This is a genomic window from Bacillota bacterium (assembly GCA_013314855.1).
Classification (GTDB): Bacteria; Bacillota; Clostridia; order Acetivibrionales; family DUMC01; genus Ch48.
Genome location: JABUEW010000030.1, coordinates 17,290 through 40,677, shown reverse-complemented (window position 1 = coordinate 40,677; position 23,388 = coordinate 17,290). Strand labels below are relative to the sequence as shown.

Annotated in this window: 19 protein-coding genes; 7 read left to right on the top strand and 12 right to left on the bottom strand. The window is 35.7% G+C overall.

Annotation, left to right across the window (positions count from 1 at the left end; translation table 11 throughout):
• The first annotated feature begins 251 nt into the window (after positions 1 to 251).
• The 3 genes from HPY74_07290 (at position 252) to HPY74_07280 (ending at position 3,526) form a co-directional block, all read left to right on the top strand.
• Complete coding sequence (locus tag HPY74_07290) at positions 252 to 1,406, top strand: acyl-CoA dehydrogenase family protein (protein NSW90467.1); 1,155 nt, start codon at positions 252 to 254, stop codon at positions 1,404 to 1,406.
• A 69-nt stretch (positions 1,407 to 1,475) separates the two neighbouring features.
• Entirely contained in the window at positions 1,476 to 2,258 is a 783-nt protein-coding gene (locus tag HPY74_07285; protein NSW90466.1) for an electron transfer flavoprotein subunit beta/FixA family protein, read from the top strand.
• Between the two features lie 71 nt (positions 2,259 to 2,329).
• On the top strand, positions 2,330 to 3,526 hold the full coding sequence (locus HPY74_07280; protein NSW90465.1) for a 4Fe-4S binding protein: 1,197 nt from the start codon (positions 2,330 to 2,332) through the stop codon (positions 3,524 to 3,526).
• Positions 3,527 to 3,663: 137 nt separating this feature from the next.
• Here HPY74_07280 and HPY74_07275 read toward each other — a convergent pair whose 3' ends face one another.
• The 4 genes from HPY74_07275 to HPY74_07260 all read right to left on the bottom strand — a co-directional run bounded on the left by HPY74_07275 (position 3,664) and on the right by HPY74_07260 (position 8,353).
• Positions 3,664 to 4,281: a RecX family transcriptional regulator gene (locus HPY74_07275; protein NSW90464.1), complete on the bottom strand. Its 618-nt coding sequence runs from the start codon at positions 4,279 to 4,281 to the stop codon at positions 3,664 to 3,666.
• Between the two features lie 26 nt (positions 4,282 to 4,307).
• Positions 4,308 to 5,357, bottom strand: a complete 1,050-nt coding sequence (gene recA, locus HPY74_07270; protein NSW90463.1) for a recombinase RecA — start codon at positions 5,355 to 5,357, stop codon at positions 4,308 to 4,310.
• A gap of 121 nt (positions 5,358 to 5,478) precedes the next feature.
• Entirely contained in the window at positions 5,479 to 7,044 is a 1,566-nt protein-coding gene (gene murJ, locus HPY74_07265) for a murein biosynthesis integral membrane protein MurJ (GenBank protein NSW90462.1), read from the bottom strand.
• A gap of 67 nt (positions 7,045 to 7,111) precedes the next feature.
• Positions 7,112 to 8,353, bottom strand: coding sequence for a competence/damage-inducible protein A (locus HPY74_07260; protein NSW90461.1), 1,242 nt, complete (start codon positions 8,351 to 8,353; stop codon positions 7,112 to 7,114).
• Between the two features lie 270 nt (positions 8,354 to 8,623).
• On the opposite strand from HPY74_07260, the gene HPY74_07255 reads away from it, so the two are divergent.
• The 4 genes from HPY74_07255 (at position 8,624) to HPY74_07240 (ending at position 14,448) form a co-directional block, all read left to right on the top strand.
• Positions 8,624 to 9,562 (top strand): L-lactate dehydrogenase, encoded by a 939-nt coding sequence (locus HPY74_07255; protein NSW90460.1) that lies wholly within the window; start codon positions 8,624 to 8,626, stop codon positions 9,560 to 9,562.
• A 208-nt stretch (positions 9,563 to 9,770) separates the two neighbouring features.
• On the top strand, positions 9,771 to 10,718 hold the full coding sequence (locus tag HPY74_07250; protein ID NSW90459.1) for a MoxR family ATPase: 948 nt from the start codon (positions 9,771 to 9,773) through the stop codon (positions 10,716 to 10,718).
• Entirely contained in the window at positions 10,715 to 11,917 is a 1,203-nt protein-coding gene (locus HPY74_07245; protein ID NSW90458.1) for a DUF58 domain-containing protein, read from the top strand. Before HPY74_07250 ends, HPY74_07245 begins: the two co-directional genes overlap by 4 nt.
• A 2-nt stretch (positions 11,918 to 11,919) precedes the next feature.
• A complete protein-coding gene (locus HPY74_07240; protein NSW90457.1) occupies positions 11,920 to 14,448 on the top strand; it encodes a transglutaminase domain-containing protein in 2,529 nt (842 codons plus the stop codon).
• Positions 14,449 to 14,457: 9 nt separating this feature from the next.
• Here HPY74_07240 and HPY74_07235 read toward each other — a convergent pair whose 3' ends face one another.
• The 8 genes from HPY74_07235 to HPY74_07200 all read right to left on the bottom strand — a co-directional run bounded on the left by HPY74_07235 (position 14,458) and on the right by HPY74_07200 (position 23,257).
• Positions 14,458 to 14,889: an ACT domain-containing protein gene (locus tag HPY74_07235; GenBank protein NSW90456.1), complete on the bottom strand. Its 432-nt coding sequence runs from the start codon at positions 14,887 to 14,889 to the stop codon at positions 14,458 to 14,460.
• Between the two features lie 27 nt (positions 14,890 to 14,916).
• Entirely contained in the window at positions 14,917 to 16,218 is a 1,302-nt protein-coding gene (locus HPY74_07230) for a phenylacetate--CoA ligase (protein ID NSW90455.1), read from the bottom strand.
• A 32-nt stretch (positions 16,219 to 16,250) separates the two neighbouring features.
• A complete protein-coding gene (locus tag HPY74_07225; protein ID NSW90454.1) occupies positions 16,251 to 16,823 on the bottom strand; it encodes an indolepyruvate oxidoreductase subunit beta in 573 nt (190 codons plus the stop codon).
• Positions 16,810 to 18,561 (bottom strand): indolepyruvate ferredoxin oxidoreductase subunit alpha, encoded by a 1,752-nt coding sequence (gene iorA / locus HPY74_07220; GenBank protein NSW90453.1) that lies wholly within the window; start codon positions 18,559 to 18,561, stop codon positions 16,810 to 16,812. The genes HPY74_07225 and iorA overlap by 14 nt, the downstream gene beginning before the upstream one ends.
• 137 nt (positions 18,562 to 18,698) lie before the next feature.
• Positions 18,699 to 19,676: a M42 family metallopeptidase gene (locus tag HPY74_07215; protein NSW90452.1), complete on the bottom strand. Its 978-nt coding sequence runs from the start codon at positions 19,674 to 19,676 to the stop codon at positions 18,699 to 18,701.
• The gene (locus HPY74_07210; protein ID NSW90451.1) at positions 19,669 to 20,730 is read right to left on the bottom strand and encodes a M42 family metallopeptidase; all 1,062 of its coding nucleotides are present in this window, start codon (positions 20,728 to 20,730) and stop codon (positions 19,669 to 19,671) included. The genes HPY74_07215 and HPY74_07210 overlap by 8 nt, the downstream gene beginning before the upstream one ends.
• Positions 20,724 to 21,773: a M42 family metallopeptidase gene (locus HPY74_07205; GenBank protein NSW90450.1), complete on the bottom strand. Its 1,050-nt coding sequence runs from the start codon at positions 21,771 to 21,773 to the stop codon at positions 20,724 to 20,726. Before HPY74_07205 ends, HPY74_07210 begins: the two co-directional genes overlap by 7 nt.
• A gap of 83 nt (positions 21,774 to 21,856) precedes the next feature.
• Positions 21,857 to 23,257, bottom strand: coding sequence for a UDP-N-acetylmuramoyl-L-alanine--D-glutamate ligase (locus tag HPY74_07200; GenBank protein ID NSW90449.1), 1,401 nt, complete (start codon positions 23,255 to 23,257; stop codon positions 21,857 to 21,859).
• Between the last annotated feature and the right edge of the window lie 131 nt (positions 23,258 to 23,388).

Below are 23,388 nucleotides of genomic sequence, written 5' to 3'. Positions count from 1 at the left end.
TAGCACATCAATGTAATTATTTTGCTCATACAGTTGATTTGCTTATCCCTCGTCGGATTAACAGGCTCTACGAGACCTTCCGCAATGTTTCTGTCATTATATGGGTCATATATAAAAAATGCGCCCTTTATTTCTTAAATTGTTGCATTACTTTTAATTTTATAATATACTTTTAAATATAATGTAATTATTACCAGATAATAATATCAAATACTAATTCTATAATTTATTTGAGGGGTGTGTGTATTATTATGAATTACTTCTTAACTGAAGAACAGCAAATGATTAAGGAACTGGCAGCAAAAATAGCAGACGAGAAAATTGCACCGGTAGCTTTAAAATATGATGAGGAAGGTATTTTCCCCCATGATATTATTAAGATACTGGCAGATTCCGACCTCTGCGGTGTATATATACCGGAGGAATATGGAGGGCTTGGTGGCGGAGTGTTTGAAATGTCCCTGGTTGTTGAAGAGTTAAGCAGGGCTTGTGCCGGAATTGCACTGGCTTTTGCAGGAACAGGGCTGGGAATATTCCCCATAATTCTTTTTGGCTCAGAAGAGCAAAAAAGAAAATATCTTCCCGATGTTGCAGCCGGTAAAAAGCTTGCTGCTTTCGGCTTAACAGAAGCAAATGCAGGTAGCGATGCCGCAGGGATTCAGACTACCGCGGTTCTTGACGGAGATGAATATATATTGAACGGCACTAAACAATGGATAACCAACGGCGGGGAAGCAGATATCTATACCATTATTGCATGCACAAACAGATCAAGGGGTGCAAGGGGATTTTCTGCATTTATTGTTGAAAAAGGCACTCCGGGTTTTTCTTTTGGTAAAAAGGAAAATAAAATGGGTATCCGCGCTTCTGCTACCCGTGAACTGGTATTTGAAAACTGTAGGATCCCAAGAGAAAATCTTCTCGGAAGAGAGGGAATGGGGTTTTTAGTTGCCATGAAAACTCTTGACAGGACAAGGCCCGGTGTGGCTGCCCAGGCTCTCGGAATTGCCCAGGGGGCTTTTGATGAGGCTTTAAAATATTCCAGGCAAAGAATCCAATTTGGGCAACCAATTTCTTCATTTCAAGCAATACAACATATGCTTGCTGATATGGCAATACAAATTGAAGCTGCAAGATGCCTGGTCTATCAAACCTGCAGGCATATAGATAGCGGTGAAAAGGATATTTCCAAAGAATCTGCAATGGCCAAAGTTATGGCATCGGATGTTGCAATGAAGGTTACTACTGATGCTGTCCAAATCCTTGGCGGTTATGGTTATATGAAAGAATACCCTGTAGAAAAAAGAATGAGGGATGCAAAAATTACCCAGATATACGAAGGAACCAACCAAATCCAGAGAAATATAATTGCCCTTGAGCTAATAAAAGAATTATCCGGCAAGTAACATGATAATTATCCGGAAAATAGGGAATAATACTGTGAATATTTAGCTATAAGAATTGAGGTGGGAGTTTTGAATATAATTGTTTGTATTAAACAGGTCCCTGCAACTAATGAAGTTAAAATAAATAAAGAAACCAATACCATTATCCGGGAAGGTGTTGAAGCAATTATCAATCCTTTTGATATGTATGCTATAGAAGAAGGATTGAGAATAAAAGATAAAAAGGGCGGTAAAGTAACTGTATTGAGTATGGGTATACCAAGTGTAGCCGAACTATTAAAAGAAGCAATCAGTTTAGGTGTTGATGATGCAATACTCTTAAGCGACAAAGCTTTTGCAGGGTCGGATACCCTTGCTACTTCTTATGCCCTTTCCATGGGTATAAAAAAGATAGGAGAATATGATTTAATAATATGCGGTAAGCAGGCAACGGATGGTGATACTGCACAGGTTGGCCCAAGCCTGGCAGAGAAGCTGGGTATTCCTCATACCACATATGTCAGGAAAATTGAAGAAATAAAAGAGGGATATATTAGGTGTCAGCGTTTAACTGATGATGGTTATGAAGTAATTGAAATGCCTCTCCCGGCACTTTTAACTGTGGTTAAAGAGATAAACGAACCCCGCCTTCCTTCTCTTAAGGGTATGATGCGGGCAAAAAAAGCTATAATTAAAATATGGACTGCAGATGACATTAATGCAGATAAAGATTTATGCGGTTTAAAGGGTTCACCTACACAGGTAATAAAAACTTTTACGCCTGTCCACGACATAAAGAGCGAAATTATAGAGGGTACGCCTGAAGAACAGGCCAGAAAACTTGTAGATAAATTATTGTCAATGCAGTTTTAAATTAGGTTCGTTTTATTTCAAGACAGGTCAATCTGAATAATAAGATAATAAGATTTACGGAGGTCTCGATTATGGCAAGTATAAATATATTGGTGGAAAATTGTACCGGTTGTAAACTTTGCATACGGGCGTGCCCTTTTGGCGCAATAGAAGTTGAAGACAGAAAAGCCAGAATTCTTGAAAACTGTACACTTTGCGGGGCATGTGTTGCTTCTTGTAAGTTTAAAGCCATACTCTTTGAAAAAGATGAGACAAAAAATGGTATAAATTTATCCCAATATAAAGGAGTATGGGTTTTTGGCGAGCATAAAAACGGAGTTCCTGCCGGTGTTGTCCTGGAACTTCTGGGAGAGGGCAGAAAACTTGCTGATAAATTAAAAGTAACCCTTTCAGCCGTTATTTTAGGAGAAAATGTAAAAGAATCCGCACAATTATTAATTCATCACGGAGCCGATACAGTGTATTTAATTGATAATCCTGCCCTGAAACACTATAATGACGAGTCATATGCCGATATTTTAGTACAGCTTATAGCCAGATATAAACCCGAAATAGTGCTCATGGGGGCAACAACTTATGGACGTTCACTGGCTCCTAGAGTTGCTTCAAGATTAAATACCGGCTTGACGGCAGACTGCACAGGGCTGGAAATAGATGAAGAAAGCCGGAACTTATTGCAAACCAGGCCGGCATTCGGCGGCAATTTAATGGCAACAATCATTTGTCCCAACCATAGACCGCAAATGGCAACAGTACGTCCGAAAGTAATGAAGCCGCTTGAAAGAGATCTTTCAAGGAAGGGAGAAATTATAGAACCTGAAGTAAAAATTCCGGGCAATATAAAGGTTAAAGTTAAAGATGTTGTAACAACTCTTAGTGAAGCAGTAAGTCTTACAGAAGCGGATATTGTTGTATCGGGGGGCCGAGGTCTAGGTGACCCCAAAAATTTTGCTCTTGTGGAAGAATTGGCAAGAGTACTGGGAGGCGCTGTAGGAGCATCCCGCGCTACTGTTGACGCAGGCTGGATTGATTACAGCCATCAAGTGGGTCAGACGGGCAAAACCGTTGGACCAAAAGTTTATTTTGCATGTGGAATTTCAGGAGCTGTACAACATCTTGCAGGAATGTCTTCATCCGATGTTATTGTCGCAATAAATAAGAACCCTGAAGCGCCGATATTTAAAGTTGCAACTTATGGCATTGTAGGAGATGTCCTTGAAGTGTTGCCTGAACTAATAAAGGAGTTTAAGAGAAGGTTAAATCAATAATACTAAGGTAATAATACTTATAATAATACTAAGATAAGTAAACCGGTATATCCTTTTTAGAAGTTGGATGTTAGAGATTAGATATCGGAGGTGAATTGAAAGGCAAGCTTTTTCCTCCCTCTTCTAACCTCTAACATTTAATTATGTGCCAGTTTACTTAAAACTGTTTTAATTTCGTCAGCACTAAAACCCCTATATTGCAGGTATTGATAAACTTTTTTTTCCACTCTTTTTTGGGACAGGTTTAAATTATTAAATTTTTTTCTTACTAATTCTTCAGCAACTAAAATATTATCAATTTTTAATTCTTCCAGGCCTTCTAATATTAACTCCTTTTTTATCCCTTTATTTTTTAGCTCCTGGATTAACCTCCGCTTTGATTTAGGGTTTAGTTTTCTTCTCTCATGGAGGTATTTCATGACATAAAGCCTGTCATTAATATAACCTTCCGCCTTAAGGTCATTTATTACTTTTTCAGTTATACCGGAACTAAATCCTTCACCTTCAAGTTTTAACCTTACTTCTTTTTCAGTCCGGAATTTAAAAGAAAGGTAAATTAAAGCTTTTGACTTGGCGGCTGTAAAGTTGGCAGCTTCCTTTATATTATTAATCTCTTCTTCGGATATTTCGTATTTTTCATAAAGGTTGAACCTAAAATAATCCTCTTCAGAAACAGAAAAGGAATATACATTATCTATATAGATTTTGTATACTCTCTCTTCTCTTTCATCTTTTACGGTTGAAGTTATCCGCATCTTCCCACCTTCGGTAAATTAGTAAATTACTCGTCAAATTCAGGTATTTCATCTTCTCCGCCTTCCGAATGAACCCCCATGCTCTTGGAGAAAGCCAGTTTAAAATTCTCTCTTATTTTGTTTTCAATTTCTCCTGCAACATCTTTATTTTCCTTTAAAAACTGTTTTGCATTTTCCCTTCCCTGTCCAATCCTCTGGTCGTTATAAGAATACCAGGAACCGCTTTTGTTGATAATATCAAGGTTTACTGCAACATCAAGTAAACTTCCCTCTTTAGATATTCCTTCCCCGTATATTATATCAAACTCAGCTTCTTTAAAAGGTGGAGCTACTTTATTCTTAACTACTTTAACCCTCGTCTTGTTGCCAATAACTTCAGTACCCTGTTTTAATGTCTCAACTTTTCTTACATCAAGTCTGACTGAAGAATAAAATTTTAATGCTCTTCCTCCAGGTGTAGTTTCAGGGTTTCCAAACATAACTCCAACTTTTTCCCTAAGCTGGTTTATAAATATGGCTGTTGTTCTTGATTTACTTATAACACCTGCAAGTTTCCTCAAGGCTTGAGACATTAACCGGGCTTGAAGACCTACATGGGGATCTCCCATTTCTCCATCAATCTCGGCTTTTGGTACCAGTGCAGCTACCGAGTCTATAACAATTACATCAATGGCTCCGCTTCTCACCAAGGCTTCTGCAATTTCAAGGGCCTGTTCTCCCGTATCCGGCTGGGACACTATGAGGTTATCAATATCTACTCCTAAATTTTTGGCATAAATTGGATCCAGCGCATGTTCTGCGTCAATAAAAGCTGCTTCTCCGCCATTTTTTTGTGCTTCGGCAATAATATGAAGAGCAACTGTAGTTTTACCGGAAGATTCCGGGCCAAATATCTCTACAATTCTTCCTCTCGGCACCCCTCCTACTCCTAGAGCTATGTCAAGGCCTAAGGCGCCGGTGGGAATTACTTCAACATTTAAATGTGTATTTTCTCCAAGCTTCATTATAGCTCCTTTGCCGAATTGCTTTTCTATCTGACTTATAGCCATATCAAGAGCTTTCTTTTTTTCAAGCATAATTTTTTCATCCTCCCTACATATTACACGAACAACTGTTCTTAATCTATTATATAACATTATAACAATTTCGTCAATATATTTTACAAAAATTTTCAATAATTTACTATTACTTATATATTTATACAATTTTAAATATGTTTTTTACAGTTCTAAATATGTTTTTAAACTTTCCGTTTATAACACCTAAAAAGTATTGAGCTTCTTCTACACCCATTAAAAGCACAGATATAAAGTATACTGAAGCTCCAAAAACAATTTCCAGGAAAAGGCATGCAAGTTCCGATATTTTCGATTTAAAAGCGAATGGCCTCGTAAAATCTATAGGTACCAATTTGTTTAGCCAAAAAAGTATTACTCCCATTACCATGGAAGCTATAAATATTTTCAGGGTGTATTTCACCCATTGGCCAAAATATATCCCTTTTATTTTCTTATTTAGTGCATATATTAAAATAACCGAATTAATTATACTTGAAAGGGAATAGGCCACTGCCATGCCTGAAGCTCCAATACCGGTATAATAAAAAAATATGTAGCAAAATAAAGCATTGGCCAAAATAGATACCGCTCCTGAATAAAGAGGTGTTTTTGTATCATTGCAAGCATAAAATGCCCTGTTTATTATGGCCAATATGGATTGGGAAAGTAAAGCCAAAGAAAAAAACATTAGTATATTCCCGGTCATATGAATCCTATCTGCGCCAAAATTATCCGACCATTTGTAAATAGCGCTTATTACTGGGCCTCTCAGCACAATAAACCCAACCCCTGAAGGAACTACCAATAAAAGAATAGATTTTATACTTTTGATAAATATCTTTTTAAAAGCCTCAATTTCCCCAATAGCAAGCTTTTCGGAAAGAGTAGGAAGAATAGCCGTACCCATTCCCATAGCAAAAATGCCGTAGGGTAATTGCCAGATGTCGTTTGCATTTGTAAGGGCTGTAACACTCCCCTTTTCAAAGTTTGAAGTATATGACTGGGATATTACCGTATTTATTTGCACAATCGATGAAGCTGCAAGGGAAGGTATTGCAAGCTTTACAATTCTTTTGTACCCCGGGTGACTTAAGTGTATTTTTAACCTGTAATATTTTAAATTGCCAAAGGCAAAAGATACCTGACATAGAAAATATATTAATGCACTGCTCATAATACCAAACGCCACTTTTGTAACCCCTGATTTGTGAAAAAGCAGGATACTCAGTACACTCCCAAGGTTATATATGGATGGTCCGTATGCCGCTGAAGCAAACCTCTGATAAGAATTCAGCACACCGTTAGTAAGCCCTGCAAGCATTATAAAGCTTACAGAAGGAAAAAGTATTCTCGTTAAAGCAACTGTCAATTCAGTTGTTTCAGGTCCATACCCCGGGGCTGTCAAACTTACTACCTGCGGAGCAAATATTATACCAAGGCTGCTGACAATTACCATAATCAGAAAAATTGTGTTAATGAAAGACCCTACGACTTTCCACCCTTCTTCTTCCATATCCTTTACCAGATAACCTGATAATACCGGTATAAGGGCTGCTGCAATAGAACCCCCCACAAGAAGATTATACATCAAGTCTGTCGTTTTAAAGGCTGCAAATAAAGCATCGGATTCCATTCTTGACATCATGTTAGGTATTAGAGTAGACCTCAAAAAACCTGTTATCCTGCTGACAATCATGGATGACATAACAATGGCAGCTGCTCCGGTAAGCCGTTTTTTTTCAAACTCTTCCAATTATATATCCTCCATTTTTTTAGTCTTTTATTTGGATTGTATATCTTCTTACCATATCCAATGCGTAAAGGGATGCTACATTTCTTATCCTACTCCTTTCTCCCCAAAGTCTAAGTTCTTTTGAATCAACTCCGTTATTATGCGCAAGGGCAACATAAACAAGACCTATAGGCTTTTCAGAAGTTCCTCCCCCGGGACCCGCAATTCCGGTAACAGCCAATCCAATATCAGTATTTGCTATTTCCCTTATTCCCTTTGCCATCTCAATAGCCGTTGAGTTGCTTACAGCACCATACTTTTCCAATATTTCTTTACTAACTCCCAATAAATTTCTCTTGAGATTATTACTATATGAAATTACACTCCCTTCAAATACCCTTGAAATACCTGCAACATCTGTCAGCTTTTTCGATATAAGCCCCCCTGTACAAGATTCTGCAATAGATATCGTCAGATTGTTGGAAATAAGCAAGTCTGCCACCACCTCTTCCAATTCCTTGTTGTCAGTTGAGTAGACAGCATCTCCCAACCTATTTTGAATTTCATTAATTACCGGATCAATAAGCTCTTCCGGCGCTTCTCCCTTTTTACACCTGGCGGTAACTCTAAGCATTACTTCACCTTCCTTAGCATAAGGGGCTATCGTAGGATTAGTCTGATTTTCCACAATATCCATAATCTTGTCCTCAACTTGAGATTCCCCTATTCCAAATATCCTGACATATTTAGACACCAGCACGTAATTTGATTTTCCCATAAAATAGGGCAAGACACTTTCTTCAAACATAGGCCTCATTTCGGATGGTGGTCCGGGAAGCATTATAACAGTTTTATCGCCAGACTCAATAATGCAGCCTGGTGCTGTACCGTTTTTATTTTTTATAATCAAACTCCCTTCCGGTAAATAGGCCTGTTTAATATTGTTTGCAGTCATCTGCCTGTTATACTTCTTAAAAAAAGCCTTCATTTTTTCAAGGGTTTCATCATGAAGTACAAGTTTTTTACCAAGGATTTTGGCTACTGTTTCTTTTGTAAGGTCATCCTTAGTTGGCCCCAACCCTCCAGTCGTTATAATAACGTCGGAGCGTTCCATTGCAATATTTAAACATTTTGTCAACCTTTCCGGATTATCACCTACAACACTATGGTAATAGACATTGACTCCTACCTCCGGAAGCCTCTGAGATATATATTGGGCATTGGTGTTTATAATCTGCCCTAAGAGTAATTCTGTACCCACTGCTATTATTTCAGCATTCATAATCCCATCCCCTAAATTAACTATATGCCACTATTATACCAGCTTTTTCATTTAATAATCAATACAGACTTATGTAATATATTACCTTATTACCTTGCGTCTATTAATCTATTAATAATTTATTTCTTTTTTCGTTTAAATCAATCTCCTTTGAGGTACAATATAAATTAATTAGTACAATATAAATTTTAGTACAATATAAATTAATTATATAAAAATATAAATTAAAATATTTTAAGAGAGTGGTTGGAGATGGATAATAAAAAAACAATAACAAAAGTGACAATTATAGGTGCCGGATTTGTTGGCTCAACAACAGCCTATACATTGATGACAAGCGGTTTGATATCGGAAATAGCCATTATTGACATCAATGTGAAAAAGGCCGAAGGCGAAGTTATGGACTTAAATCACGGCATGTCATTTGTAAGTCCTGTAAGAATACATGTAGGAACTTATGAAGATTGCAAGGATTCGGATATAGTAATAATAACTGCCGGAGCAAACCAAAAACCCGGAGAAACCAGGATAGACTTGGTAAGAAAGAATACACAGGTATTTAAGGATATAATATCACATATTGTAAAGTACTGTAACAATAACTCAATTTTGCTGGTAGTAACTAACCCTGTAGACATATTGACTTATGTTACCTGTAAAATTTCAGGTTTTCCGGAAAGCAAAGTCATAGGTTCCGGGACAGTGCTTGATACTGCCAGGTTTAGATACCTTCTTGCCAATCACGTAGGAATTGATGCCAGAAATATACATGGTTATATAATAGGTGAACACGGAGACACCGAAGTAGCTGTCTGGAGCAGTGCAAACATTGCCGGAATACCTGTAGACGAATATTGTGAAAAATGTCATAAATGTGAGGATAAAATTAGAAGGCATGAAATTTTTGAAGAAGTAAAAAACGCTGCATATAAAATAATTGAAAAGAAAAGTGCAACATATTATGCTGTTGCTCTTTCAGTCAGGCGGATCGTGGAGGCTGTTGTAAGGAATGAAAACTCAATTCTGACAGTATCCAGCTTGTTAAAGGGGCAGTATGGGTTAAGCGATGTATGTTTGAGTTTACCTACAATAGTGAACAGTAAAGGAATAGAGACCATATTGGATATACCTTTGGACAGCCAGGAAATAGATTTGCTAAATAAATCGGCTAATTCTTTGAAAGCAGTAATAAGGGAGTTGGATATTTGATAATATCCTATATATCATTTATAACACGGATACAGATATTATGAATTGCTCTAAATATAATTATTATTGTAAATATTATCATAAATTGTTATATATATTTTATAGATTATTATAATAGATTATGTATTCAAAATAAAATACAATTAAAATACAATTATAAATACGATTATTTATAAAATTTAATTTTTGATTAAAGGGTGTCAAAATGATGGGCAACTCTCTTGAGCCTTTAAAAAAAATCATAGAAAATGTTGAAAAAGTGATAATAGGAAAACGTAAAGCCATTGAACTTGCTTTAATTGCTTTGGCTTGTGACGGCCACGCACTTATAGAAGACGTGCCGGGGGTGGGAAAGACCAGTCTCGTATCTTCAATTGCAAAATCGATAGACTGTTCTTTTAAAAGGATACAGTTTACTCCCGATATTTTGCCTTCAGATATCACGGGCTTTACAATATATAATCAGAAAACAGGTGATTTTGAATTTAAGCCTGGAGCTGTAATGAGTAATATAGTGTTAGCGGATGAGATCAACAGGACTTCCCCTAAAACTCAAGCAAGCCTCCTGGAAGTAATGGAAGAAAAACAAGTCACAGTGGATGGAGTGACTTATAAGGTTCCAAGACCCTTTATGGTGCTTGCAACTCAAAATCCTGTAGAATACCTGGGTACCTATCCTCTTCCGGAGGCCCAACTTGACAGGTTTACTCTTAAAATAAATATTGGCTATCCTTCTCCTGCTGATGAAAGCTTGATACTTACAAGATTTAAAGTTGATAATCCTCTTGCTTCTCTACCTCCTGTAACCGATGGGCAGTACATATTGCAGTTACAAGAAATGGTAAGAAAAATTCATGTGGATAGTTCCCTGAACCATTATATCGTAGACATAGTAGATGCCACTCGAAAAAATCCGGATGTTCTTCTTGGAGCAAGTCCAAGAGGGTCCTTGTCTCTATATAGGGCATCTCAAGCATGGGCTTTCTATAACGGCAGGGATTATGTTATCCCCGATGACATAAAAAAAATGGCCATACCTGTATTATCTCATAGAATCATTCTTAAGCAAGAAGCAAAACTCAAAAAAATAACAACTGAACAAATAATAATGTCAACATTAAATAATATAAATGTCCCTATGGTGGCTTCAAAATGATGACTAGGAATAGGATTACTTATTTTTGCCTTTTATTATTATCAACCATATTTATTTATTTTTACGGTGGAAAAGTACCATACATGTTATTTTTTACCACCGTGACATTACCTGCTCTGTCTCTTATATATACAATCATAATTTATTTACGTTTTAAGTATTTCCAGGAAATAGATAAGAAGTTTATAATTAAAGGAGACAATATAAATTATAATTTCATAATCAGCAATGAGGATTTTTTGTTTTATCCTTATTTAAAGATTACATTTTTTGGAACAGAAACAATTTTTGCAGAACAATTTAAAACAAGGGCTCTGTCTCTCCTTCCTTTTACGGAAAAGACATTTACTTTCAACCTGCCCTGTAAATATAGCGGAAATTATGAAATAGGAGTTGACAGGATTGAAATAGAAGATTTTTTAGGTATATTCAGACTTACTTATAAAGTGCCTTTTCCCCTAAGCATAAATGTTTATCCTAGAATAGTTATGATAGATAGGTTTAACTTAAAAACAGATTTTGTTTCAGAGTCCTATTCTGTCTTAGACAGTAAATATGAAGATATTGGGGCCCTACAGGATATTCGCAAGTATGTGTATGGCGATAATTTGAAAAAAGTTCACTGGAAGCTTACTGCAAAGCTAAATGAACTAATGATAAGAAAATTTCAGAGTGCAACTGAAGCAAGCGCCATTATTGTCCTTGATTTAAAAAAGAGCAACTATACTTTTGAACAAAACACAATTATTGAAGATAAATTAATTGAAAGTGCCATATCCATTATTTATTATTGCCTGTATAGCTGGATGCCTGTAAATTTGGTCTATTATACAAAAGAAATTGTAGCTACAAAAGCAAATAATCCTTTTGATTTTCAAAATATTTATAAGCGTTTAGCAGAAATAAGATTTACCCACGGTTTTAATGTATCGGACATATTGGATGTATATATAAAAAACAGCACTGTTAAAACAAACCTTTTAGTGTTTACATCAAATTTAAACTATGATTTATATAATAGTATTTACTATGCGAGTTTTTCGGGGTTTAATGCAATTGTAGTATATATTTCTCCCGATGAATTTACAGGTAGTATAAATGAAGAAGCAGAAAACATTATATCCAATATTCCTAAAATCGGCGCTCATATTTATAAGATTAGTATTAACGATGAAATAAAGCCTGTACTGGAGAGATAAGGATGAAGATTTTGAGGAAATATAAAACAAATTTAATTGTTAGTAATATCATTAATATTGTTTTAACAGTATTGACAAGTTTTAGCATTGTTTATGCCCTGATTTTTACTCTTGGGTTTGACTATTCACCCATTAAGATATTAATATTTACATTTTTTGCTGTAATAATTTACTCAATAATCTTTTTGAACAAACTTACTCTGATAATAACAGGTATATCGATAGGAATTGTTGCTTGTTCCCGGTTAATCTACCTGATTTACAAGAAAACTTTGTTTGAATCTTTAAATGCACTACTTACTTTCTTATCATGGAACTATAATTATATATATGGTTATGAGGGGATTAACAACACTTACCAGGATTATACCGCTCTATTTCTAATTATACTTGTATCCTTTCTTGTCTATATTTTTACTATAAAATACTTCAATTTTTTAGTAATACTTTGCGGTGGCATAATAATTTTCGTAATTCAATGGATTATGGAATATACTATTAGTTATGTTTCATTCTACCTGTTTGTATTTTTAATAATCCAATACTATTTTAAATATGTATATTCTAAAAAAGGCCAAGAACCTGCAAATGATTACGCAGTCTCCGGAGTTTTCACAATATATGTTTTACCCATAAGTTTTGCAGTTTTTATTATATCTTTTGCGCTTCCTAAAAGCAATAATCCCATTGAATGGGAATGGCTTGATAAACAAATTAATAAAGTATATGACTTTATAAACGACAACTTCAAGTACACTTCCTATGATTATTTTTCTTTTAATTCAACAGGTTTTGGACAAGATGACGACGCCAAGTTGGGTGGAAAGGTGCGAATTGACAAAACCCCCGTGTTAAAGGTTGAAACCCAGAAAAGGATTTATCTAAAAGGGGCATGTAGAGACTTCTATACAGGATACTCTTGGATCAATAGCAATAACGCCCTAAATCTTCTGGAGGACCCAAGTACTTTATTTAACCCGGATTATTTGAGAGAGATAAAAAATAATGTGGTGGAAAATGAACATTTTTATGAAATATTAGAACCTATATTAGGTTTGAACCTTTTTTCCGATAATAATGAGCCTATAGAAAACTTTATGGAAGAAAATACAGTTAATATAACATATTTAAATCTTAGAACAAAAACATTATTTACCCCTTCAAAACTGCTCAAGCTTATTTTTCCTTCAACTATGAAACCAGTAATCTATACAGATAATGAAGGTATTTTTTCTTCAGGTCAAAAACTTGGAAAGGGCTTTCAATACACTTTAAACACTTACGATTTAAAGTATTCGGACAATAATTTTAAGGATATTCTAAGAAAAAGCTACACCGGATTATATAATAACATGTTAAGTAAGTATAGTTCTGTTTTGATTAAAGATATAAATGGCGATACTATCAGAATAAATTTTGATTATATTAGAAGACTATCTGAAAGGGCAAAACAAATATATTCCAAATACATCCAATTACCTGAAGGTCTTCCTCAAAGGGTAGTGGATCTTGCAAAAGCCATAACTTCGGAAAAGAATAACAATTTTGACAGGGTTAAATCAATAGAAGAATATCTATCCAACAACTATCCTTATACATTAAAACCCAATCCAACACCTCGAGGAAGAGATTTTGTAGATTATTTTCTGTTTGATTTAAAAGAAGGCTATTGTACATATTACGCTACTGCTATGGTCATTTTGGTAAGAAGCATTGGAATACCTGCAAGATATGTTGAAGGCTATATGTTGCCTCCGGAACCTGTCGAAGAAAAGATATATGAAGTAACCAACCAGAATGCCCATGCATGGGTGGAAGTATACTTTGAAGGATTCGGATGGATACCTTTTGAGCCTACAGCTCCTTTTGTATACAGTTTCTATAACAGCAGCCAATATACAGGCACAATAAGCGGAAGTTTTTATGAAGATCCTTATTATCTTGAATATATGGAAATGCTTGAAATGTATGCACCGTCAATTTTTGATAGATTGCCTCACTTGGAAAATCAAGAAGCTGAAGATAAAGGAATGAGTTTTGGACTGTTTTTAATTTGGACAGTTATTGCTTTGTTATTAATATTAGTACTGCTTTTAATAATCAACTTATCTAGAAGCAAGTATATTTTAAACAGAATAAAAAGAATGTCTCCAAAGGAAAGTGTTATTGCAATTGTGGAACATTATATTAAAATTCTCTCTGCACAGGGTTATCCTGTAGCACCTGGTGAAACACCATTGGAATATGCCGAAAGAATCAACAGGTATTTTGTCTTTGAAAAGTATAGTTACAAGGGCGAAAGTATAGATAGCTTTACAAGAAGAATCCGTGATGTAGAAGAGTTATATAAGCATTCCATGTTTAGTAAAGTTATGGAAATTTTCATCTTTGCCAGGTATAGCACTGCTGAAATCACGCAAAACCAAAAAGAAACCGCCCTTGCTTTTTATGATAAGCTAATTGCTGAAACAAAAGACAGTATGGGAGTTATCAAGTATTTTATCTATAGGTATATATTAGGAAGAATATGAGCGCATCTCTCATAAATTATAAACATCCTCAGCTGACAATACCTTTATATTATTTTTTTTCAAGGTTTCGATAGCTTTTTCCGGATTGTCAAGGCGCAATATAACCAGTGCCTCATCAGCTTTTTTCCCTACGAAAGCGTAAGTATACTCTATGCCTATAGATTCTCTTTCCAAAACATCCAGGGCACTTGCCAATCCTCCAGGCCTATCGGGTACGGAAATCGCTATAACATCAGTACTTCTAACTGTAAAACCATGTTCTTTCAATACTCTTACTGCCTTGTCAGGGTCATTGACTATGAGTCTTAGAATACCGAAATCTGTAGTGTCAGCTATTGAAAGAGCACTAATATCAATATCATTTGAGCCCAAAACCCGTGTAACTGCAGCCAACCTCCCCGACTTGTTCTCAAGGAAAACAGAAATCTGTTTTACCATTATATAATCACCCCTAATATAATATAAAAATTAAATTTTTCGTAAATCAATTACTCTTTTTGCTTTACCTTCACTTCTTTCTATGGTCTTTGGTTCAACCAATGTAACCTTTGCACTTATTCCAAGAACACTTTCAATTGCGCTTCTAATTTTCTTCTCTACAGTTTCCAGTTTCTTTACTTCATCTGAAAATAGACTTTGGTTAATCTCTACTAAAATTTCAAGTACGTCAAGGTTATCCACCCTTTTTACAACCAATTGATAGTGGGGTGCCGTATCACCAACTTCAAGAAGCACACTTTCAATTTGTGAAGGAAAAACATTTACCCCTCTTATAATAAGCATATCGTCAGTCCTGCCTGTAACCTTGCTCATCCTCACGCAAGTTCTTCCACATTCGCAGATATCATATTTAAGTGAAGATATATCCCTGGTGCGGTATCTTATTAAAGGTAAGCCCTCTTTAGTTATTGTTGTAAAGACAAGCTCTCCTGTAGAGCCGGGAGGCAAAACCTCTTCAGTATCAGGATCAATTATTTCCGGAATAAAATGATCTTCAGGAATGTGCATACCGCATTTAAACTTACATTCGCTGGCAACTCCAGGGCCTATAACTTCGCTAAGTCCATATATATCAATAGCTAATACACCCAGGCGTCTCTCTATTTCTTCACGCATTTGTTCCGACCAGGGTTCTGCTCCAAAAACGCCTGCTTTAAGTTTTAAATCTTCTTTTTTTATTCCCATTGCTTCCATTTCTTCTGCCATATACAATGCATAAGAAGGTGTACATGCAAGTATCGTTGAACCAAAATCCTTCATAATCTGTATTTGCCTTTTGGTATTTCCTCCGGATATTGGTATTACAGAAGCTCCTATCCTTTCCGCACCGTAGTGTATACCTAATCCTCCTGTAAAAAGGCCATATCCATAGGCTATCTGTACAACGGAATCCTTATTTGCACCTGCACAGACAAGAGTACGCGCTGTAACTTCCGCCCACGTATCAATATCACGCCTTGTATAACCTACAACTGTTGGTTTTCCTGTGGTGCCGGAAGATGCATGAATTCTTACTATCTCAGTTAAAGGTACTGCAAACATACCATAAGGATAAGTATCCCTCAAATCTTGTTTGTAGGTAAAAGGTAGTTTTTTTAAGTCATCAAGTGACTGTATATCTCCAGGTTCAATCCCTGCTTTTTGCATTTTTTCTCTATAATGGGGCACATTATGATACACTCTTTTTACTGTTTGGATTAACCTTTCACTTTGTATTCTTGTAAGTTCTTCTCTCGGCATACATTCATAGATACGATTCCAGTATTCCATATCTTTTCCCCCGCTTACTCAATTATTAAAAGTTATATATTATAACCGGCCTTAAAAGCCTTTTCATTAATACTGTAATATTTTTCTAATACAACTTCTTTTAGAGCTTCAAGCCATATCTCTTTTTCAATTGGAATTAATTTTGCAAGTATTCCAATTAAAACCATATTGACAACTTTAATATTTCCTAATTCTTTAGCTATTTCCAAAGCATTGACGAATATAACATTGCTGCATAGAGATTTTATTTTTTCTAATGCGTTTTCAGGATATTTTTCTTTTCCAGTTATAACAGGCATAGGATTTATCCTCTGGCTGTTTACAATCATTCTGCCATCTTTTCTCAAATAGTCAATCCATCTTAAAGCTTCCAATTTTTCAAAGGAAATAATGATATCTGCTTCCCCTTTTTCGACGAGAGGAGAGTTAACTTTTTTGCCCAGTTTTACATATGTTACTACACTACCGCCCCTTTGAGACATTCCATGAACTTCAGAAACCTTTACATCATAAGATTTCTTTAGTGCGGCTGTACCAATCACCCTACTGGCTAAAAGTGATCCTTGTCCTCCCACTCCAACTATCATTATATTAATTTTTTCCATTTATATCACCAGCCTTTTGAAAAGCATCAAAACTGCATAGTTTAGTACAAAGACCGCAGCCTACACACAGAGCTTCATTAATCTCAATATAATTCCCATTATCCACTATAGCAGGACAACCAATTCTCATACACATCCTGCATATTCTACATTTTTCTTTATTAATTCTTAACGGGCCTTCAAACTTTACATGTTTTAGCAAAGCACATGGCCTTTGGGCAATTATTAACGAGGGTTCTTCAGTGCTAATTTCTTCTTTGACTACTTTTTCAAATTCTTTAATATCATAAGGGTCTGCTATTTTTACTCTTTCAATGCCAATGGCATGGGCAAGTTTTACCAGATCCACCTGTTTTGTAGGTTCACCTTTTATAGTATATCCTGATGTAGGATTATGCTGGTGACCGGTCATACCAGTAATAGAGTTGTCCAAAATAATAACAGTTGATGTTCCTTTATTATAAACAATATCTATCAATCCTGTTATCCCCGAATGTATAAAAGTAGAATCACCAATGACTGCTACAGTCTTTTTGGCAAAATCTTTTCCTCTTGCTTTCTCCATTCCATGGGCCATACCAATGCTTGCGCCCATGCAAACGCAAGTATCCATGGATTCTAACGGAGGTAAAGCACCAAGAGTGTAGCAACCTATATCACCTGACACGGTTAATTTTAGCTTCTTTAAAACATAAAACATTCCTCTATGGGGACATCCAGGGCACATAACAGGAGGCCTTGCGGGAATTTTTTCTTCAATACAAGTCTTACCTTCATATTGTTTATCGAGAAGCTTTTCCCTTAATATATTTGCACTAAGTTCTCCTGTTACGGGCAGGACATCCTTTCCTATCACTTTGATACCCAGTTTTTTAATTTCATCTTCTATAAAAGGTTCCAATTCTTCAATTACATACAGGATTTTAACTTCCCTAGCAAACTCAACAATTAAATCTGTCGGTAAAGGATATACCATTCCCAGTTTTAAAAAAGATGCATTTTCAAAGGCTTCTTTTGAATACTGGTAAGCAATACCGCTTGTAATTATGCCGATATCCTTATTTCCCCATTCAATGCTGTTAAGTCCGGTTTTATTGCTAAATTCCCTTAATCTTGCCATCCTTTTTTCAACTTCAACATGCCTTTTTTTTGCCATAACAGGCATCATAACATATTTGCCAGGATCTTTTTTGTATTCTTTCAGTTTATATTCTTCTTTTTCGCCTAACTCGACAATGCTTTGAGAATGAGCAATTCTTGTTGTAAGCCTTACAATTACGGGACAATCAAATTCTTCACTTATTCTGAAAGCTTCTTTGACAAAGTCTTTACATTCCATACTATCTGCAGGCTCAAGAATGGGAACATTGGCTGCCCTAGCGTAAAACCTGCTGTCCTGCTCATTTTGCGAGCTGTGCATGCCTGGGTCATCGGCAACCATAATAACCAGTCCGCCATTTACACCTGTATATGATACAGTAAAAAGCGGATCCGCAGCCACATTAAGTCCTACATGCTTCATGGAGCAAATAGAACGCGCTCCGGCAATTGAAGCGCCTATAGCCACTTCTAGGGCAACTTTTTCATTCGGAGACCATTCCGAGTAAATACCTTCATATTTGGCAATGTTCTCTGTTATTTCGGTACTCGGCGTGCCAGGATAAGCAGTGGCAACTGTCACACCGGCTTCATATGCTCCCCTGGCAACAGCCTCGTTACCAAGCATCAACTTTTTCATCAATTAACCCCCAAATATATTTCATTCGCTTCTCCTAATATTATTTTAAATAATATTGTAAACTTTAAAGCTCAATTTGTAAAGCAATTTAGCAAACTGTTATCAATTTTTCCTAAAATCCATACTACCTTATTCCGCTATTTAATTGCCTCAATAAGAAGCTTTACGGCATTTTCAAGATCTCTCATGCTTATCATTTCGGAAGGAGTGTGGATGTACCTGCAGGGTATGGAAATGGCTCCTGAAGGTATGCCTCCTCCTGTTATATGTATAGCTCCCGCATCAGTTCCCCCTCTTTCCAGTATTTCATATTGAAAAGGTATATCCAGCTTTTTCGCAGAACTTTCAAGCAATCTTTTTACTTCAGGGTGGCATATAACCGAGTTGTCTTTTATTTTGATGGTAGGTCCTGCTCCAAGTTTTATTTCCATAAGATGACTTTCAGGTTTATCTCCGGTAGCTGTTACGTCCAATGTAATGGAAAAATCAGGCATTAGTTGATATGCAGCTGTTTTTGCCCCCCTTAAGCCCATTTCCTCCTGTACGGTAAAAACAAAATATATTTCATTTTCCGTTTGAGGTAGATTTTTCAAAGCTTCTATAGCAACAGCACAACCACTTCTGTCGTCCATTGCCTTTGAAATAGCATAATCACCTTGCTTCACTGCATCTCCACAAAAGCATGCCGTATCCCCAATTTTAATCAACTTTTCCGTTTCTTCGCGGCTTTTGGCTCCAATATCTATATACATTTTTAATAGGTTAAGTTTTTTTATATCCTCCAGCTTTTCTTCGTAAAAGACTACGCCGGTTGTACCGTTTTTAAACCTTACTCTTTGTCCCAGGGAGTTAAATGGTGATACTCCACCAATGTTTGTAAATCTTATAAAGCCTTTTTCATCAATATAAGTTGCCATAATGCCTATTTCATCCATATGGGCTGCAACCATAATTTTCTTACCCTTGCCTTTTTTTATTGCAAGCAGATTCCCTAAAGGGTCTACATTAATCTCATCTATTTTATCTTTAATTTCTCCTATTATAACTTCTCTTATTTCTTCTTCATTGCCTGATACTCCAAAAGCATTCGTAACTTTTGCCAATAAATTAAACATTAACTTCATCTCCTTTTAATATATTGTTTATAAAGTGCAAATTATTACTGAGATCATTTAATATACAGCTTGCTAGTTTTTTACAACCTTCATAATCCTTTTTGTTCATAATAGATGACGGGGAATGTATATACCTGCATGGCACAGAGATTATAGCTACTTTTGCCCCTTTACCTGTCCTTTGTATTTTTGCTCCATCATTTCCGCCTGTAGCAGTTTGTTTAAACTGTACATCAATATTCTTTCTCTTAGCTAAACTATAAATGTAATTTACGAAATTTTTATCTGCATAAGTACCTCCGTCCATTAGTGTAAGGGCAGGACCTTCTCCCATTTTAGTGGAATATGCATGTTCTTCTGTCTCAGGTACATTTGAACATGTAGTACCTTCAAATATTATTGCCATATCAGGTTTTATTCTATAGGCAGCTGTCTCTGCTCCCCTTAACCCTATTTCTTCTTGGACTGTAAAACAGGCATATAAATTGAACTCATAATTGCCTTTCAATACTTCCATTAATACACCACAACCTACCCTGTCGTCAAGGGCTTTTGCCTTAATACAATCCTGTCCGTATTCTGTAAATTCACTGTAAAATGATATATATTCACCTAATGGTGCTAGTTTTTCCGCTTCTTCCTTATTTGCAGCCCCAATATCAATATACATGTTTTTCATTTTCCAGCTGGCCTTTCTTTCTTCACTATCCTGTAAATGTATTGCTTTTGCACCTATTACTCCAGGTATTTTTTTATCTCCTACAAGGACAACTTTGCCGGGCAGTATTCTCTCATCTATCCCTCCAACATTTTGGAACTTCAGCATGCCCATATCATTATAACCCGTTACTATAAATCCCACTTCGTCCATGTGGGCAGCCAGCATTATATTAACAGAAGATGATTTGCCTTTTTTAAACGCAATTAAGTTACCTAGAGTATCTACTTTAACATCATCAGCGTAAGAATATATTTGTTCTCTGATATAATTCCTTACCGCATCCTCGTTTCCTGAAACACCATTCAGCTCTGTAAGTTCTTTTAAGATTAGCATGTATATCCCCCCTCCCTTATCTGTTTTTCAACTGCTGAAATAAACCTTGCAACCAGTTTTCCACAATTTCTTGTATCACTTATACTTATAGTTTCTATAGGGGTATGCATGTATTTTAAAGGTATGGAAATAAGCACTGTTGGTATTCCACATCTTGATACCTGGGTTGCTCGGGCCTCAGTACCTGTACTGCCTGGTTCTACACAAATTTGGTGAGGTATATTTTCAATTTTTGCTGTTTCAATCAACCTGTATGTAAGCTCTTTGTTTAAAATGGGTCCTTTTGCTATAACAGGACCTTTCCCACAAGTGGATGTCCTTTCCTTTGGGGCATCGGGCGTTTCACCACTGCATACATCCAGTACTACTGCAATGTCCGGATTAATATTAAATGAAGCTATCGTTGCACCTGTTAAATGGACTTCTTCCTGTACGGTGGCAATAAAATAAATGTCAGAGTCATGCTTGATATTGGATAACTCTTCCATTGCAACAAGCATTGCAGCTAAACTGCTTCTATTGTCAAAGGATTTTGAGCTTATCAGTTCTGATTGAAGCTCAAAAAATATTGGTTTAAAAGTAATATAATCTCCTATAGATACGTAGTTTTTTAATTCTTCCGCGTTCATTCCCGTATCAATATATAGCTTCTGTATGTCCGGCGCCTTTTTTGCTTCCTCCTGGTCCAGTAAGTGAGGAGGTTTTGCACCAATTACACCGTAAACTTTCTTCTTTCCGTATATAATTACTTCCTGTGCGAGTAATATTTTCGGGTCAACTCCACCCATAGCCGTAAACCTAATAAAACCTTTTTCATCAATACTTTTTACCAAAAGGCCGATTTCGTCATAATGAGATGTAACCATGATCTTTTTTTCCGGCTTCCGGCCTTTCTTTAAACCAACCACATTACTGAATTTATCAACTTCTACTGTATCACAGTAGGTCTTAAAAAAACTACACAAGAATTCCGACATGTTTTTTTCATTACCACTTACTGCGTCCAACAATGACATGTCTTTTAACACGTTTTTTAAGTCCATATCTTCACCCCGTATTTTTTGATTTGTTTTGTTTTAGTAGTATCTACTTCCGGTATTATATCATACATTATTATATTATAACACTAAACTATGGAATTTACTATTTCTTTAAACCTGTTTCCTCTTTCCTCGAAATTTTTAAACATATCAAAACTTGCACTTGCAGGAGAAAGAATAATAACATCTCCTCTTTCGGCAGATGAATATGCTTTTTGGACTGCTTCTTCCAATGTGCTACATTTAAAAACAGGAATATCTTTGCCTTTCCCCGAAATATTCCTCTCTGCTTCTAATGATTTTTCAATTAATGGAGCAGTCTGTCCTACCAAGACTAAAGTTTTTACTTTTTCAGCAATGGTTTTTCCCATAATGTCATATGATATTTTCTTATCGTAACCCCCTGCTATTAGAATAACTTTTTGGTTAAAGGAGTTAAGGCTTGCTATGGTCCTTGTGGGGCTTGTTCCTATTGAGTCATTATAAAAATTTATGCCGTTAATTTCTCTCACATGCTCAATTCTATGTTCCACTCCTCTGAATGTAGATGCTACCTTCTCAATTGAATAATTGTCAACAAGGTGGGCAATAGCAGCTATGGCAGTCAAGTAATTTTCCAAGTTATGTAAACCAGGTATCATTATCCTTTCTGCCACTATAATTTCCCTCTCTACTCCATTTTCCCTAAAAAATATTACTCCATTTTTTACATATGCTCCTGTTTCTACTTCACGAATACGGCTGAAGTATCTTACCTTCCCTTTAGCTTCCTCGGCAAAATTCTTGGTAATGTCATTTTCATAGTTTAGTACCAGTATATCTTCTTTTTTCTGATAACGGAAAATATTCTTTTTAGCATCAATATATTCATCCATAGATTTATGTACATCAAGATGATTAGGTGTAATATTTGTAATTGCAGCTACATTAGGACTGTTTTGCATTGTATGGAGTTGGAAACTGCTTAATTCCAATACAACTTTATCTGTATTTTTAATTTCTTCAATCTTGTCAATAAGGGGTATACCAATATTCCCTCCAAGCCAGCACTTATACCCTGCTTCTTTCAAAATATTATAGACAATAGCGGTGGTTGTTGTTTTACCGTCACTTCCTGTTATTGCAATAATTTCTGCCGGGCAGAGCTTAATAAACACTTCCATCTCGGATGTAACCACAGCCCCTCTTTCTCTCTCTCTTGCCAATTCCGGTATATCGAATCTTATTTTTGGAGTTTTGAATATAATGTCAAATCCTTTTAAGTTCTTTAAATAGTCTTTCCCTAGATTATAGCTTATCTTCCCGTAATCCTTGAACTGCCCAATAACATGCTCCAGTTGTTCCTTTTCAGCCATATCAAATGCTACAATATCAAATCCCATTTTAGCTAGATATTTTATAAGAGGAGTATTGCTTATACCTATTCCTAATACTGCTATTTTTTTATCTTTTAAAAAATTTTTAAATTCCTCTAATTTATTCCTCATATTTAAGCTCATCTACCCTTCTTATACTACTGTTAATAAGTATATATTATCATTATAATACAAAAACAAAAATACACAAAATATACTTGAAATTATCAATTACTTATTGTACAATTGATAATGCGTTTAAG

What these genes read in the sequence shown, in the direction of transcription:
- HPY74_07225 (NSW90454.1), bottom strand. Translation starts at nt 16,823, where the DNA reads ATGGAAAAAATTAATATAATGATAGTTGGAGTGGGAGGACAAGGATCA.
- HPY74_07260 (NSW90461.1), bottom strand. Translation starts at nt 8,353, where the DNA reads ATGAATGCTGAAATAATAGCAGTGGGTACAGAATTACTCTTAGGGCAG.
- recA (NSW90463.1), bottom strand. Translation starts at nt 5,357, where the DNA reads ATGCTTGAAAAAAAGAAAGCTCTTGATATGGCTATAAGTCAGATAGAA.
- HPY74_07245 (NSW90458.1), top strand. Translation starts at nt 10,715, where the DNA reads ATGATGACTAGGAATAGGATTACTTATTTTTGCCTTTTATTATTATCA.
- HPY74_07200 (NSW90449.1), bottom strand. Translation starts at nt 23,257, where the DNA reads ATGAGGAATAAATTAGAGGAATTTAAAAATTTTTTAAAAGATAAAAAA.
- HPY74_07230 (NSW90455.1), bottom strand. Translation starts at nt 16,218, where the DNA reads ATGGAATACTGGAATCGTATCTATGAATGTATGCCGAGAGAAGAACTT.
- HPY74_07240 (NSW90457.1), top strand. Translation starts at nt 11,920, where the DNA reads ATGAAGATTTTGAGGAAATATAAAACAAATTTAATTGTTAGTAATATC.
- HPY74_07290 (NSW90467.1), top strand. Translation starts at nt 252, where the DNA reads ATGAATTACTTCTTAACTGAAGAACAGCAAATGATTAAGGAACTGGCA.
- HPY74_07250 (NSW90459.1), top strand. Translation starts at nt 9,771, where the DNA reads ATGGGCAACTCTCTTGAGCCTTTAAAAAAAATCATAGAAAATGTTGAA.
- iorA (NSW90453.1), bottom strand. Translation starts at nt 18,561, where the DNA reads ATGAAAAAGTTGATGCTTGGTAACGAGGCTGTTGCCAGGGGAGCATAT.
- HPY74_07280 (NSW90465.1), top strand. Translation starts at nt 2,330, where the DNA reads ATGGCAAGTATAAATATATTGGTGGAAAATTGTACCGGTTGTAAACTT.
- murJ (NSW90462.1), bottom strand. Translation starts at nt 7,044, where the DNA reads ATGTCATCCATGATTGTCAGCAGGATAACAGGTTTTTTGAGGTCTACT.
- HPY74_07205 (NSW90450.1), bottom strand. Translation starts at nt 21,773, where the DNA reads ATGGACTTAAAAAACGTGTTAAAAGACATGTCATTGTTGGACGCAGTA.
- HPY74_07275 (NSW90464.1), bottom strand. Translation starts at nt 4,281, where the DNA reads ATGCGGATAACTTCAACCGTAAAAGATGAAAGAGAAGAGAGAGTATAC.
- HPY74_07215 (NSW90452.1), bottom strand. Translation starts at nt 19,676, where the DNA reads ATGTTTAATTTATTGGCAAAAGTTACGAATGCTTTTGGAGTATCAGGC.
- HPY74_07210 (NSW90451.1), bottom strand. Translation starts at nt 20,730, where the DNA reads ATGCTAATCTTAAAAGAACTTACAGAGCTGAATGGTGTTTCAGGAAAC.